Source organism: Ideonella benzenivorans (assembly GCF_020387415.1).
Lineage (GTDB): Bacteria > Pseudomonadota > Gammaproteobacteria > Burkholderiales > Burkholderiaceae_C > Ideonella > Ideonella benzenivorans.
Map to the genome: position 1 here is coordinate 778,335 of NZ_JAGWCB010000010.1, position 14,146 is coordinate 792,480.

Below are 14,146 nucleotides of genomic sequence, written 5' to 3' on the forward strand. Positions count from 1 at the left end.
AACAATCAGTAAGGGGCCTGGGCGGTGGCCGCGCGGGCATGGGCGCCCACCGGCAGCGCGAAGAACTCGCGCACCGCCGCCAGCGTGCGGTCGATGCCAGCCTCGTCCACGTCCAGGTGGGTGACGAAACGCAGGCCCAGCAGGCCGGTGGCCAGGATGCCGCGGGCCGCCAGGTGCTCCAGCAGCACCGGGCCGCGGCCTTCGGCCACATCCACAAAAACGATGTTGGTGGCGGCGCTGCGCAGCGTGAGCCCGTCGATCTGCGCCAGGCCGCGCGCCAGCCGAGCGGCCAGCGCATGGTCCTGAGCCAGGCGGTTCACATGGTGCTCCAGCGCATGCAGGCCGGCGGCCGCCAGCACCCCCACCTGCCGCATGCCACCGCCCAGCACCTTGCGCCAGCGGTGGGCGCGCTGGATCAGCTCGGCCGAGCCGCACAGCACCGACCCCACCGGCGCGCCCAGGCCCTTGCTGAGACAGACCGAGACGGTGTCGAACTCGCCCACGATGCGCCGCGCCGCGGCGTAAGGATCGCCCCCGGCGGCGGTGGCCACGGCAGCGTTGAAGAGACGCGCGCCGTCCAGGTGGGTGGCCAGGCCGTGCTGGCGGGCCAGCGCGGTGGCCGCGTCCAGGTAGTCCAGTGTCAGCGGTTGGCCGTTCCAGGTGTTCTCCAGGCACAGCAGCTTGGTGCGGGCGAAGTGCGGGTCGATCGGCTTGATCGCGCCCGCGATGTCGGCCAGCGCCAGCGTGCCGTCGGGCTGCTGCGGCAGCGGTTGCGGCTGGATGCTGCCCAAGATGGCCGCGCCGCCACCTTCATAGCGGTAGCAATGAGCCAGTTGGCCGGCCAGGTACTCGTCACCCCGCTCGCAGTGGCTGATCAGCGCCAGCAGGTTGCTCTGCGTGCCGCTGGAGACGAACAGCGCGGCCTCCTTGCCCAGCAGCGCGGCCAGCCGCTCCTGCAGCCGGTTGACCGTCGGGTCGTCGCCGAAGACATCGTCGCCCACTTCGGCCGTCAGCATGGCCTCGCGCATCGCGGTGGTGGGCCGGGTGACGGTGTCGCTGCGCAGGTCGATCACCGGGTGGTCGTGGGACACGCTCATGCAACCTCCTTCACGCGGCCCATGGCCAGGAAGTTGCGCAGCATCGCATGACCATGCTCGGACAGGATCGACTCGGGGTGGAACTGCACCCCTTCCATCGGCGCGTCGGTCGCGGCCAGCTCGGTGTGGCGCACGCCCATGATCTCGCCGTCCTCGGAGGTGGCGGTGATCTCCAGCGCCGCCGGCAGGCTGGCGCGCTCGATCACCAGCGAGTGGTAGCGGATCACGGTGAACTGCTCCGGCAGACCGGCATAGACGCCGCGGCGGTCGGTGCTGATGACGCTGGTCTTGCCGTGCATCTGGGTGGCCGCACGCACGATGCGCCCGCCCATCGCCGCGCCGATGCTCTGGTGGCCCAGGCACACCCCCAGGATGGGCAGCTTGCCCAAGAAGTGCTGGACGGCCGGCACGCAGATGCCGGCCTCGGCCGGCGAGCAGGGGCCGGGCGAGAGCACCAGGCGATCCGGCTTCAGGCCGGTGATGCCTTCCAGGGTGATTTCGTCGTTGCGGACCACCTTCACCTCCTCGCCCAGTTCACTGAAGTACTGGACCAGGTTGAAGGTGAAGGAATCGTAGTTGTCGATCATCAACAGCATGAGGAACCTCGCATGGGGAGGACGCGCCGACCGCACGCACGCGGCCGGGCACAGGAAACCAAGAGGGGATGGAGGCCGCCGGATGCCTCCAAGGATGGGAGGCCGGCTTCGGGCAGCACGGTCAGCACCGGCCCGAGCGAAGGCCGATCAGCAGTGGTGCGGGCGACGCCATCGCCCGCAGGGATCGGCCACACGGGCTGCCGTACCCGAACGCCAGCCCGCCGCGTCGACACGGGACGCGGGCAACGGGCGGAATTCGTGGGTCTCAGGCATGGCCGTCATGGAAGGTGAGGTTTCCATTATCCACATCCTGAGGCGGTTCTGCCGGCCTGGGCAGCGGCCGGCTCAGCGCGTCATCGCGGCCGCGCGCAGCTTGCCGGCCACTTCCTGCTTCATCTTGTCGAGCGGCGGCTGGATAGCCGGGCCGGCCTGCCGAGCCACCTCGGCCCCCACCGCCCCCTCGATGTTGGGCGCCAGCTTCTCGAACTTCTGCCGCACCGGCGCCTCCAGAATGGCGATCAGCGCCCTCAGCTCGTCCTCGCTGAACTGCTCGGCCAGCAAGGGGACGGCGGTGCTGCGTGCAGCCGCCTGGCCCGCGGCCTGCGCGATCGGTGTGGCCACGTCCAGGTAGGCCTTGGCGTCCCCCGCGATGCCTTTCATCGTGGACTCCAGCTTCTCGGCGCTCACCCGCCCCTGCAGGGCGATGCGGCTGTGCTGGACGGCGTCGGCGGCCGGCCGCTGCACCATCAGCATGGCCACCTGCTCGGGGTGCCACAGGGTCAGCAACCGGTCGATCAGCGCCTGCTTGGCCGGCGGGACGGTGGAGGCCACCACGGCCGGCGCGGCAGCGGCCGGCACCGCCCAGGCCGCCGGGGCCAGCAGCCCCACCCCGCCCAACAGGGCCAGGTGGCGCAGGGCGCGGCGAAGAGAGAGAACGGCGGGCACGGGAGATGGCGTCTGGCACATGGGACTGAGGGGAACTGCAGTGGGGGGCGGCCGTGCGCTCAGAACGGCCGGGTGACGCTCACGCCGAAGTAGCGCAGGCGGGTCTCGCCGGACACGTCCAGTCCAGCGTAGGGGTTGTAGATGACGTTGAAGAAGTCGGTGCAGTTGAGGTTGCAGCTGCCATCGGCCGGCACCTTGTAGCGGCCCTTGGCCAGGCTGGCGCCGACGATCAGCTGCGTGCCGTCCTCGGTGGTCCAGTTCAGGCCCAGGCTGCGCACCGTCATGTCCGGCAGTGGCGCAATCAGGTCGATCTTGTCCTGCGGGATGGAGCTCTTGCGCGGTTCGTAGCCCAGCCGCAGCTTCAGGCCGTGCATCAGCTCGACCTCCGCACCAAAGCCGAAGTGCACGTTGCTGCGGTAGCCGCGCGGGATGACCAGCTTGCTCGCATCGGCCTGGCCGAACAGGCGCGCCATCTGCAGAAAGCGCACCTGCTGATCGAACTGGAAGGTCAGCTGGTTCCACTGGCCCCAGTCGGTCCAGTTGGCGTCCACATTGAGCTGCAGCCGCGCCACCGGCTTGAGCTTGACGCCCACCTGTACATGCGGCGGGAACGGCAGCACCAGGGTCATGTTGCCGGACTGCTCCTCCGGGATGCTGGTCGGAAAGCCCAGCGTCGCGGCCACGATCGGCCCCTGCAGCGAGGCATACATGCCCTCCACCAGCTTGCGGAACATGGGCTCGGCATGGAAGTTGTAGCGCCCGGTCAGCACCGTGCGCGAGCCGCTCTGGTAGACCGCCCCCAGGCCGAACCAGTCGGTCGGCTCCCACAGCACGCCCAGATTGAAGGTGGGGTCGGCCGGTGAGGTGGCCTCGAAGCGCATCGCCCCGGCCGTGGTGTAGGGGTTGAGCCGCCCTTCCTTGCCGCCGCCGCACAGCCCAAAGGCGAACACATCCAGCGGGTTGCTGTTGTCGCCGCACCAGGCGTCCTGCAGCTTGCCGAAGATGCCGATCAGCTTGTTGGGAAAGCGCATGTCGGTGTCCAACGCAAAGCCCTGGTGGGCGATGGGGATCGACAGGCCCACGCTGAGCGAATCAGAGAACTTGTAGGCCACCGAGGGCGAGGCGTAGACCAGGCGCTGGATCACCACCCGCTTGCCCTGGAAGCGCCCCGGGTCAGCAGGGTTCTTGCTGCGGTCGAAACCCACCGCCTGCGGCACATAGACCGCGGTGGCGAAGGTCCAGGGCGAGTCCGGCTGGTTGAGCGAGATCCCCAGGCCCGCGGCCGCCACGAAGGGCAGGCGCCAGTTGGGCACCCCGGCCAACGGCAGGAACAGGGTCTGCCGGTTGTGGTCCGACACCGTGCCGTCCAGCGGATCGCGGGTGAAGCCGCCGATGTCGTAGCCCTCGGGCTGGTGGAATTCGCTGCGCATGCGCAGCGAGGCGCCGAAGACGGTGTCCTCGCGCACCCGGCCCTCCAGCCGCGTCAGCCCGGCCGGGTTGAAGTGCACCGCGTCCAGGCCCTGCGGGTCGGCGGTGACCGCATTGCCCATGGACATCGCGGCCGGGCTGACCGCCAGGTTCTCGGTCAGCGCCGCGCGGGCCCCAGGCAGCAACGACAAGATCACCAGGCCCCAGGCGGCTCGCCGCCAGGCGCGCACCATGCCCATCACCGCGGCCCGCTCAGAAGGACAGCGGCATGTTCATGCCGAGGCTGAAGTCCGGCGAATCGGCGGTGAGCCCCACCCCCGCGGTGAAGTTCAGCGTGGTCTTGGGCGACACCCGCAGCCCCAAGCCCAGGTTGAGCATGCCCGAGGTCTGCATCGCCGTCTTGGAGCTGGTGCCATCGGCAAACTTCAGGCGACTGCGCGCCGACACCGTTTCCTGCACCGACATGGTGGTGGAGACCTTGTACGACAGCGCATACGAGAAGCCCAGGCCGAAACCGATGCTGGAACCCGGCCGCACCTCGGTCAGGGTCAGCCCATCGCGCTGCTGGCTGAGGTTGCGCGCCGGCAGGTTGCCAGTGAAGTTCAGCGAGCCGAACACGGCCACCGGGTCGTAGACCTGCGAGGCGTTGACGCCCAGCGTCAGCGCGGTGTTGCCCGAACCGGTGGCGAGGTTCTGGCCGACGATGGTGGTGTAGGGGCTGCGGCCCGTGGGCAGGCGCAGCGTGGCGGTGGTGGTGAAGATGGCGCTGTCGCGGCGCTGCTCGAAGGGTTGGTAGCGCACGCCCAGCGCGATGTCGCCCAGCCCGTTGGACAGGCCGCTGAAGTTGTTGCTCTGCGAATAGCGACTGATCAGCGGCAGCGTGGCCGTGGCGGTCAGGTTGTCCAGCACGCCGTAGTCCAGCTCGAAGCTGTTGGTGATGGTGTGGGCGCGCGTGTTCTGGATATCGAACAGCGTCAGCGTGCTGTCGGTGAACTTGACGTTGATCGTCTCGCTGCCGATGTAGCTGTAGTTCAGGTCGTAGGTGACGGCGGTCTGGCCGGTCCTGAGCAGTGAATAGGCCTTCTCGGCCGAGGTCAAGGTGTCCTTGAGCAGCTTGTCCTGGCTGACATCGCCCTCCTGGGTCTTCAGCGCGTCGCGGGCGGCATCGGTCCCCGCCGCGGGCGCCGGCGCGGGTTGGGCCCGGGCCACAGCCCCCAATCCCATCAGGAGACACCCCGCCAGCAAGGACACGGGAACACAGGTGGCACGGTGGCCGAAGGGAACAGCAGTTTTCATGGACGGCGGAGGAAGAGAGAGCCCAGGCCCTGTTGCACGGCGCGCTCCAGGGCTTCCTTGTTGGGCGAGGGACCGAGTCGCACGGACTCGCGGATCTGGTCATCGGCAACGACACCCATTTCGGTGTCGGTCAGGGCCAGTTGGCGTGGCACCGGGGCGTCACCGGGCGGGTAGATGAGGAACAGGGTGTTGCGGTCCCACAGCGAGGCGAACTCCGTCTGCGACAGCACCAGGTGGCCCATGGCCGGGTCGGCCAGGAAGACCCGGCCGTCGCGCAGGCCGCGAAACACCACGAAGTGCTTGAAGCCGGCGTAGTCGATCGGCACGATGGCCGGGTCCTTCAGGGCGGCCAGATCGGACAGTTCGCCGTGGAAGCCCGCGCTCTGGCTGCCCAGCGTGGCGACATAGCGCTTCATGTCCAGCAGCGAGAAGCCGCGCCGGGCGATGATCTTGTCGCTCTCGCCATAGGTCAGCATGCCCTCCATGGCCTGCTGCTCGGTCACCTCATAGCCCAGGTGGTAGCGCAGCACGGTGGTCAGCGCCGCCGAGCCGCAGCTGTAGTCGTAGGCCTGGCGAACGATGTGGTCGTACTTGAACTCGCTCTGCGGACGCAAGGCCACCTGCTCGGGGGCCACGCCGCCGCCCACGGCCTGCATCGGCAGGGTCACCTGCGCCTGGGGCTGGTCCTGGGGCTCGATGCGGGACACCAGCCCGCTGCCCATGATCACGGAGGCCACCACCCCCAACAGAATCATCCACATGGTCCTTGGTCTTTCATCTGGGTCTGTTCAGCGGGCCCACACCAGCAGGCGGCCGGTCATCGCGCCGGTGCCGTCCAGCGTGAGGCCGCCCAGGCTGGTGGCGGCGCTCATCGGCGCAGTGGGGTCCGACTGCACCGCGATGGCCCGCGTGCCGAAGGTGTTGGCCCCCACGAAGCCGGGCAGGCCCAGCGCCAGCTGGCTGCTGCCATCGGCAGCGGTCACGACGTTCAGGGTGACGGCGTACAGGTCCAGGACCCCGCCGACGCCGTACATCACCAGGTAGTTCGGCTGAGCCGGATCGCCGAAGGCCGCGGCCAGGTTCGGCTGGGGGATGGCCCCGGTCAGCAGCGCACTGTTGAGCTCCAGGTGCACGCCCACCCCCAGCCCGGCGCCGCGCACCTCGGACAGCGTGGCGTCGTCCAGCGGCAGCGGGGCGGCACCGGCCGCAGCGAACCCACCGGTCATCGCCGCCGCCACCAGGGCCGGCATCCAGGAGACAGCACCTTGACACGCCATCGTCAGTTGCCCGGCCGCAGACGCAGGTCCATGTGGTTGATCTGGAAGCTGCTGATGCGGCTGCTGCCCAGGTCCATCGCGCCATTGGCGGCGCTGTCGAAGCGCACGTTGTCGATCAGCAGGCCGGCCTTGGCGGCGCCTGTGTCGCTGCTGCGCCAGTCCACCTTCAGCTGCAGCACCTGGCCGCCGTTGCCGTCGCGGATGACCTGCAGCACCGCGGGTTGCTGGCTGACATCGGCCAGCGCCCAGGGCTGGCCGGTGAACTGACCGCTGGCATCGACCGCGCCCAGATGGATGCCGCTCAGCGTCAGGGCCTCGCTGCCGTCGTTCCGGCCCCGTGCGCGCCAGGACAGCGCCCCCACGTCGGCCCGCAGGGCCACACCCAGCACCAGGCCGGAGCCCGCGCCCCCGTCGCTCTGCGTGCTCAGCTGCACGCCCCCGCCGTACAGGGCCAGGTCCTGCAGCACCAGGGCGCCCAGCGCCTGGGGGGTGCCGCCCGCCGGCGTCACGGCCAGGTCGGCCGCCGCCTGCCAGCGCTGCAGCCCGGCAGCGTTCTGGGGCAGATCCAGATGCACCACGTCGGCCAGGCCCGTGCCCCGGCGCGCGATCCACAGCGCGTAAGGGTCGTCGAGCAGGTGGGCCGGATCGTCGGTGCGGGAGATCGCCAGATCGCCGAACTTCAGCATCGCGCCATCGGGCGAGGCATAGCTCAGGCTGAGCTGGCCGGACAGGGAGAAGTTCTGCAGGTTGAAATACAGGCCATCGCGCCCCTGCACGGTGGCCAGGTCGCGCTCGCTCAGGGTCTCCAGGGCCCATGCCGGCCGCGCCGCCGCCAGGATCAGCAAGCCAGCCCTCAGCACGGCGCGTGCGGCCCTCCCCATCACGGCGCCTTGCCGGTGTTGGGTGGCACGGTGCCGGTGGTGTTCAGCGCGCTCAGCCGGTCCCGCCAGTTCAACCAGACGCCGGCCTGCGCGGTGTCCGGCGCGGCCAGCCCGGCCACCAGGCTGGGGTAGTTGACGGCCTGGTTCTGGACCGCCAGGAAGAAGTCGCGGCTGGCCCCATCGGCATTGCCGGCCCGCAGGCCGCCGATCTGCAACAGCGCCAGCGTGCAGCTGGCACCGCTGACGCAGCTGGTGCCGTCCCAGCGCTTGCCGCCCAGCGGGTCATTGCGCGAATCGATCACACCGGCCGCCCCCGCATCAATCAACAGGCTGCCGCTGACCACGTTCATCGTGGTGCCCAGGTCGCCGCTGAGGCCGCCGAAGCCAAAGCGCATGCCCACCACCTGCTGGCTGCTGCCGCTGCCGCTGGTGACGAACTCGAAGTACGGGTCGGTGAGGCTGACGGTGCGTTGTGCGGCCGTGCCATCGCTGCGGCCGAACTGCAGGGTGCCAAGGTCGATGTCGGCCCCGGTGGCGTTGCGCGGCGACCCGCTGTACTCACCCAGACGCAGGCCGCTGAAGTTGGCCGACAGCGAGATGTCCGCCCCCAGAGTCAGGCGGGTGAAGTCCAGGCCCTGGTAGCTGGTGGTGCCCAGGCTCAGCAGCGCCTGACCCCAGGTGGCCGAGAGCGCCGCATCGTCCAGCGGCTCCGCTGCCCAGGCGAGGCCCCCGGTCCCGCCCGCCACCAGCGCCAGGCCGGCCACCGCGCGGCGGCACCCTCCCCGCCAGGCTGTTGTATTCAGGAAACGACTCGACATCGCAAACGCCCCACCCCATGTGGAACACGCCCGCACGGCGCACACCGTGCGGGCCTGGCGCCACCGCCCCCGGCCCACTGGCCGGCGTCGACGGCGCCACGGAACACTGGATTTCAAACGATCAGGAAGCGATCAGTGGGCCCAGATCCAGAACTTGCTGCCTTGCATGTCGATGTTGTTGATGGCCACCGCGCCGAAGGAGGCGTTGCTGTTGCCCATCTTGATCGAGCCGACGGTCACGCTGGGCGCGAGGTTGCTGTCCAGGTGGGCGTTCGGAAAGGCGAACTGGACCACGTCGGAGGCACCGTCGTAGATGGCCGCGCCAGTGGCGGCGCCGAAGGCGTCATAGGTGGCCGAGGTCAGCTTGCCCAGTTCGGTGGCGATGGCCACACCACCGGCGGTCGGGGTGGTGCTGCCGCCCGCGGCCAGCACCTTGCCCACATCAGCGTCGGCCTGGGTGTAGCCCAGGTGCGCACCGATCGAATCGGCCACGTTCGACACGAAGGCGCTCTTGCCCAGGATGTCGATGGTCATCACGAACATGCCCTTCACACCGATGTCGTTGAACTTCACGGAGCCGCCGTCGGTGTCCGTGTCGGTGTACTGGAAGCTGCCGATGTTGATGTTCAGGTCACCGGCGATGGACACGCCGTCCTGGCCGCTGACGGTGGACAGGGCGTCGTCTTCGATGGCGGTCATGGCCGAGGCGGACAGGGCCAGGGTGGACAGGGCTGCCAGGGCCGCGGCGCGCAGTGCGAATTTCATGCTTGTCTCCAAAATATGGTTGTGGATCAGGTCGCCGATCTCGTCAGGGACTCCGGCAAGGAGGTGTCGACATCGCGGGGCTGATCTTCGGCACGCAGCGCCTGGGCTGCACTGGCCGCAGCGGCCAAGCTCATGGCCTGAGCGACCCATCGGGAAAGGTCCCGACAGGGTTCTCCCGCAGCTCAGGGAGCGCAGCGGAACTCGCTGGGCGAACAGCCGAACCAGCGCTTGCAGGCCCGGTAGAAGGTGCTGGGATCGGCGAAGCCCAGCGCGAAGCTCATCTCGGTGGGCGTGGCGCTGCCGGCCTCCAGCAGGCGACGCGCCATCTCGCGGCGGGTGTCGTCCACCACGTCCTGGAAGGAGGTGCCCAGGTCGCTGAGGTGGCGCTGCAGGGTGCGCTCGCTCATGCGCAGCTCGGCCGCCACCTGCTCTCGGCGCGGGTCACCGCGCGCGAGCTGGCGGCTCACCGCCTCGCGCACCCGGGCCACCAGGCTGCCGCCCTGCAGGGCCAGCAGCCGGCTGGCCAGCTGTTCGCTCAGGTTGGCGATCATCGGGTCGGCGGTGGGCACCGGCAGATCGAGCAGGTGGCGCGGCATGTCCAGCGCATAGACGCTGCCGCCGAACCGCACCGGTGCGCCATAGGCCTCCTCCCAAGGCCGGGGGTCGACCGGCGCCGGAAACGGGCAACTGACGCGCTGCGGCCGCAGCACCTGCCCCAGCAGCCACCAGATGCCCTGCAGCACGGTGTAGGCCATGAAGTCGAAGCGCTGCGAGGCGGCCGGCCGCGCCCCGGGCGAGACCTGCACCCCGATGCGCACGCCGCTGTCCGAGATCTCCAGGCTCATCGCCGTGGTGGGGGAGATCACCCCCGTGAAGCGCTCCAGCTGGTACAGCGCAGTGCGCACGTCCGGCGCCGCCAGCACCAGGTGCGCCATGCCGCCCAGGCCGATCAGCGGCTGGCGCGGGGTCATGCGCAGGCCAATGGCCGGGTCGCCGGTGCGGGCCACGGCATGACGCCAGGCGGCGTCGAACAGGTCCGCCAGGGTGGTGGCCGGCAGCACGGCCTCCAGAGTGGCCACGCCGCCCTCCCCCAGCAGAAAGGCATCCAGGTCCAGACCACAGCGGGAAAATCCATCATGCATGGCGCGATAGGCGCACAGCTGCCGCAATGGAAGGGTGTTCATGCCGACTCCGGAAACACGGATCCACCGGCAAGCACCCGGCGGGTTCAAAAAAGCACGACCGTGCTTTTTTGAAACATCCAGGTTAACAAAGCAGCAACAGCCCGGCCACCCTGGCGAACCCTCAGGGTGATCGGGCTGTCGGAACCGTCACCGAGGCGTCAGAAACCTTCTTCGACCAGTTCGGCCGCGCGGATCAACGCCCGCGCCTTGACCTCGGTCTCACGCCATTCCATCTCGGGCACCGAGTCGGCCACCACGCCGGCGGCCGCCTGCACGTAGAGCGTCTGGTTCTTGACGATGCCGGTGCGGATGACGATGGCCACGTCCATGTCGCCGGCAAAGCTCAGGTAGCCGCAGGCGCCGCCGTAGATGCCGCGCTGCACGGGCTCCAGCTCGTCGATGATCTCCATCGCGCGGATCTTGGGCGCGCCGCTGAGCGTGCCCGCCGGGAAGGAGGCCTTGAGCACATCCAGGTTGCTCATGCCGTCTTTCAGCAGGCCCTCGACGTTGCTGACGATGTGCATCACGTGCGAGTAGCGCTCGATCGCGAAGGCCTCGGTCACCTTGACCGAGCCGGTCTTGGCAATGCGGCCCACGTCGTTGCGCGCCAGGTCGATCAGCATCACGTGCTCGGCGCGCTCCTTGGGGTCGGCCAGCAGCTCGGCTTCCAGCGCCTTGTCGACGTCGGGCGTGGCACCGCGCGGGCGCGTGCCGGCGATCGGGCGGATGATGACCTTCTGGCCTTCGGGCGTGTGCTCGTGGCGCACCAGGATCTCCGGCGACGAGCCGACGATCTGGAAGTCCCCCATGTCGTAGAAGTACATGTAGGGGCTGGGGTTGAGCGAGCGCAGTGCGCGGTAAAGGCTCAACGGGCTCTCGGTGTAGCGCTTCTGCAGCCGCTGGCCGACGACGATCTGCATGCAATCGCCCGCGGCGATGTAGTCCTTGGCCTTCTGCACCGCGGCCTGGAAGTCTTCCTTGGCGAACTCGCGCTCGACCGCGTAGCTGGGGCCGCGTTTCACGGCCGGCGCGGTGACGCTGTAGCGCAGCTTGTCGGTCAGATCGGCCAGGCGGCGCTTGGCGTTGAAGTACGCCTCCGGGCGCGACGGGTCAGCCCAGACGATCAGGTAGAGCCGCCCCGACAGGTTGTCGATGACGGCCAGTTCCTCGGTCTGCAGCAACAGGATGTCGGGCGTGCCGATGCCGCCGGGCTTGGTGGTGTGCGCCAGCTTCTTCTCGATGAAGCGCACCGTGTCGTAGCCGAAGTAGCCGGCCAGCCCACCGCAAAAGCGCGGCAGGCCCGGCGGCAGCGCCGGCTTGAAGCGGGCCTGGTACTGGGCGATGAAGTCCAGCGGGTTGCCCTCGTGCACCTCCGCCACCTGGCCATCGGTGACGACCTCGGTGCGCGGGCCAGTGGCGCGCAGCAGCGTGCGCGCGGGCAGGCCGATGAAGGAATAGCGGCCGAAGCGCTCGCCGCCAACAACCGACTCCAGCAGAAAACTGTTGGGCTGGCCACCGGCCAACTTCAAGTACAGCGAGAGCGGGGTTTCCAGGTCGGCAAAGGCCTCGGTGATCAGGGGGATGCGGTTGTAGCCCTGAGCAGCCTGGCTCTTGAATTCGAGTTCGGTGATCACAGTCGTTCTCCTCGTCCCGCGCCGCAGGGTTCAGGCCTCACGGGGCCGATGGCGCGGGGGATGTTCTCGTCACAGCGCGGCCACGCAGGGGCCGCACCCAGGATGATTCAGACGAACCAACGACGCCAGGGCCAGGCTCCCCGGTCGTGCGTGTACGACATCCGTTTGCGCGAGGTGAACATGCCGGCAGTGTAGCAGCGCCTCACCGCGATCCCCCCGGTTTGAGGGAGGTCTCAGACATGGACAGGCTGTCACGCCCGGGTCACACTGGCCGATTCTGTGGCCGCCCACCCGGCACCACGAGGACATCACACGACAACAGGGGCCATCGCCATGCGGCGTCGTTGGGTGAAGGCGGAAGGATCACCCTCCTCCCGCCACACACCGTTCAGGGAATCACACCGCCCGCGGTCCGCCCGGGCACGGCTCGGCGGGGCCGCCGGGCTGCTGCTGCTGGCCGCCATGGCCTGGGGCCAGCCGGCCCCCGCACCCATTCCCGACCCGCCGGGCCTGGCGGTCAGCGACCGGGTCCGGCGCGATGCCGAGCGGCCGATGTATTGGATCCGCAAGCTCGGCGAACACACCGCGGCCCAGGATCGCCCCCCGCCGGAAAAGGCCGCCGAGCGGCCCACCCCACCCCGCCCGGTGGCCCCGCTGGCCATCGAACGGCTCCCGCGCCCCGCCTGACGCCCACCGACGCGCCGCCATCTCAAGCCGCCCCAGTTGCCGCCGCACCGTCTGCCCCCCGGGTCGCGGACACGGTGACGCTGCGCCCCGGCGAGGTCCTGGCCCTGCCCGACGCGCTGATGCGCCGCCTGCGGCGAGGCGCGGTGGAGGTGCGGGTCGAGATCGGCCCGGACGGCCAGGTGCTGGACGCCGTCATCGTCCAGAGCACCCACCCCCGGCTGGAGCAGCCCGCACTGCAGGCCACCCGAGCCGCGCATTTCCAGCCCGTGGCCCGCCCCACCTCGGCGGTGATCCAGTTCGACTTCGACCTGGACAGCTGAGACCCGAACGGCCGCGTCAGTGGCCAAGCTGCTGCGCCAGCGCGTCCAGGTCCAGGGCATCCAGCCGCGACAGCACCGCGTCGGGCCCGGCCGCCTGCGGCGGCTCGCCGTGGTTGTAGCCGTAGGCCATCAGCACCACCGGACAGCCGGCCGCGCGTGCGGCCCGGGCGTCGTTGCTGGAATCGCCCACCATCAGCGTGCGGCCCGGCGCACTGCCCAGGGCTTCACAGGTCTTGCGCAGCGGCAGCGGGTCCGGCTTGGTGCGCTCGAAGGCGTCCCCGCCGAACACCTCGGCAAAGAAGCCCTCCAGCCCCTTGGCCTGCAACAGCGGCTTGGCAAAGGCCGTCGGCTTGTTGGTCAGGCAGGCCAGGCGCAGGCCCGCGTCGCGCAGCCGCGTCAGCCCTTCCACCACCCCGGGATAGACCGTGGCGGCCTGCCCGTTGATGGCCAGGTAGTGGCGCTGGTAGGCCGCCCACAGCGCGTCGTAGTGCTGCGCATCGGCCTGCACCTGGGCCAGCGTGCTGCGCAGCAGGTGCGCCGAGCCCTTGCCCACGGTGTTCGCGATGAAGCCGCGGTCCACCCCCGGCAGCCCCAGCTCGGCCAGACTCCGGTTGAGGGCGAGATCGAAATCCCCAAGGGTGTCGACCATCGTGCCGTCCAGGTCAACGATGGCGGCTTGCCAGAAGGAGGCGTGGTGTGCGGTGATCAGGTCCACAACGGCGAAATAGAGTCGACAACGGAGGCAAGGTACCACGCGGCTGGGACGCAGAAGATGGATGGCCCACAAAGGCGAAAAAGGCCTGAGGCCTGCCAATGCTTGCGGCTATGCAGCGGTTGCGGTCACTGGTCGCAGCCGCATGAATGCCCGCTGTCAGCAATGCAGCAGTCATTCGTCTGCCACCAAGTACGCATGTTTGGTGGGCAATCTGGGATGTGCGGCCGAGGTCGCCGGAAAGACGGCTCACTGCATCGACGCGAGTCACTCTCGTCGTCGAGGGGGGAATGCCGCCGTGCGCGGGAGAGCAGCCCTCCGCTTCAACGTTTGAATTCACCGGCCTGCGCAGCTTTTCGCGCAGGTCCGGTGGAATGATGGGTTAGCGGAGTAATCGGCCCGCCCGCGCCGCAAATCGTCCCGAAGAAACACGGGTTGGCGCAGCCGCTGGCGGCGTGGCAAGGTGGAACGTGGCGCCGGGGAAGACCGATATGGCAATGGTGCGT

At 69.3% G+C, this 14,146-nt stretch carries 15 protein-coding genes; 2 read left to right on the plus strand and 13 right to left on the minus strand.

Going from position 1 to position 14,146, the window contains the following annotated elements:
• Positions 1 to 5 precede the first annotated feature (5 nt).
• The 12 genes from ltaE to trpE all read right to left on the minus strand — a co-directional run bounded on the left by ltaE (position 6) and on the right by trpE (position 11,921).
• The gene (gene ltaE / locus KGA65_RS12530; protein ID WP_225863425.1) at positions 6 to 1,097 is read right to left on the minus strand and encodes a low-specificity L-threonine aldolase; all 1,092 of its coding nucleotides are present in this window, start codon (positions 1,095 to 1,097) and stop codon (positions 6 to 8) included.
• Complete coding sequence (locus KGA65_RS12535) at positions 1,094 to 1,693, minus strand: anthranilate synthase component II (protein ID WP_225863426.1); 600 nt, start codon at positions 1,691 to 1,693, stop codon at positions 1,094 to 1,096. The genes ltaE and KGA65_RS12535 overlap by 4 nt, the downstream gene beginning before the upstream one ends.
• A 345-nt stretch (positions 1,694 to 2,038) precedes the next feature.
• On the minus strand, positions 2,039 to 2,638 hold the full coding sequence (locus tag KGA65_RS12540; RefSeq protein WP_225863427.1) for a DUF2059 domain-containing protein: 600 nt from the start codon (positions 2,636 to 2,638) through the stop codon (positions 2,039 to 2,041).
• A gap of 59 nt (positions 2,639 to 2,697) precedes the next feature.
• Positions 2,698 to 4,305, minus strand: a complete 1,608-nt coding sequence (locus tag KGA65_RS12545) for an OmpP1/FadL family transporter (protein ID WP_225863428.1) — start codon at positions 4,303 to 4,305, stop codon at positions 2,698 to 2,700.
• A gap of 13 nt (positions 4,306 to 4,318) precedes the next feature.
• Complete coding sequence (locus KGA65_RS12550; protein ID WP_225863429.1) at positions 4,319 to 5,290, minus strand: transporter; 972 nt, start codon at positions 5,288 to 5,290, stop codon at positions 4,319 to 4,321.
• A gap of 68 nt (positions 5,291 to 5,358) precedes the next feature.
• A complete protein-coding gene (locus KGA65_RS12555) occupies positions 5,359 to 6,123 on the minus strand; it encodes a C39 family peptidase (RefSeq protein WP_225863430.1) in 765 nt (254 codons plus the stop codon).
• 27 nt (positions 6,124 to 6,150) lie between these two features.
• A complete protein-coding gene (locus KGA65_RS12560; RefSeq protein ID WP_225863431.1) occupies positions 6,151 to 6,612 on the minus strand; it encodes a hypothetical protein in 462 nt (153 codons plus the stop codon).
• Between the two features lie 29 nt (positions 6,613 to 6,641).
• Positions 6,642 to 7,520, minus strand: coding sequence for a hypothetical protein (locus tag KGA65_RS12565; protein ID WP_225863432.1), 879 nt, complete (start codon positions 7,518 to 7,520; stop codon positions 6,642 to 6,644).
• Complete coding sequence (locus KGA65_RS12570) at positions 7,520 to 8,338, minus strand: hypothetical protein (RefSeq protein ID WP_225863433.1); 819 nt, start codon at positions 8,336 to 8,338, stop codon at positions 7,520 to 7,522. The genes KGA65_RS12565 and KGA65_RS12570 overlap by 1 nt, the downstream gene beginning before the upstream one ends.
• A gap of 132 nt (positions 8,339 to 8,470) precedes the next feature.
• On the minus strand, positions 8,471 to 9,103 hold the full coding sequence (locus KGA65_RS12575; protein WP_225863434.1) for a DUF6160 family protein: 633 nt from the start codon (positions 9,101 to 9,103) through the stop codon (positions 8,471 to 8,473).
• Positions 9,104 to 9,285: 182 nt separating this feature from the next.
• The gene (locus tag KGA65_RS12580; protein WP_225863435.1) at positions 9,286 to 10,287 is read right to left on the minus strand and encodes an AraC family transcriptional regulator; all 1,002 of its coding nucleotides are present in this window, start codon (positions 10,285 to 10,287) and stop codon (positions 9,286 to 9,288) included.
• Positions 10,288 to 10,445: 158 nt separating this feature from the next.
• Positions 10,446 to 11,921 carry an anthranilate synthase component I gene (trpE, locus tag KGA65_RS12585; protein WP_225863436.1) on the minus strand — a complete coding sequence of 492 codons (1,476 nt, stop codon included), beginning with the start codon at positions 11,919 to 11,921 and terminating at the stop codon, positions 10,446 to 10,448.
• A gap of 462 nt (positions 11,922 to 12,383) precedes the next feature.
• Between trpE and KGA65_RS12590 the strand changes: the two genes are divergently transcribed.
• The gene (locus KGA65_RS12590; RefSeq protein ID WP_225863437.1) at positions 12,384 to 12,608 is read left to right on the plus strand and encodes a hypothetical protein; all 225 of its coding nucleotides are present in this window, start codon (positions 12,384 to 12,386) and stop codon (positions 12,606 to 12,608) included.
• A 74-nt stretch (positions 12,609 to 12,682) separates the two neighbouring features.
• Positions 12,683 to 12,928, plus strand: a complete 246-nt coding sequence (locus KGA65_RS12595) for a TonB family protein (RefSeq protein WP_225863438.1) — start codon at positions 12,683 to 12,685, stop codon at positions 12,926 to 12,928.
• A gap of 16 nt (positions 12,929 to 12,944) precedes the next feature.
• On the opposite strand, the gene gph is transcribed toward KGA65_RS12595, so the two are convergent.
• Positions 12,945 to 13,634: a phosphoglycolate phosphatase gene (gene gph, locus KGA65_RS12600; protein WP_375142637.1), complete on the minus strand. Its 690-nt coding sequence runs from the start codon at positions 13,632 to 13,634 to the stop codon at positions 12,945 to 12,947.
• Positions 13,635 to 14,146 lie beyond the last annotated feature (512 nt).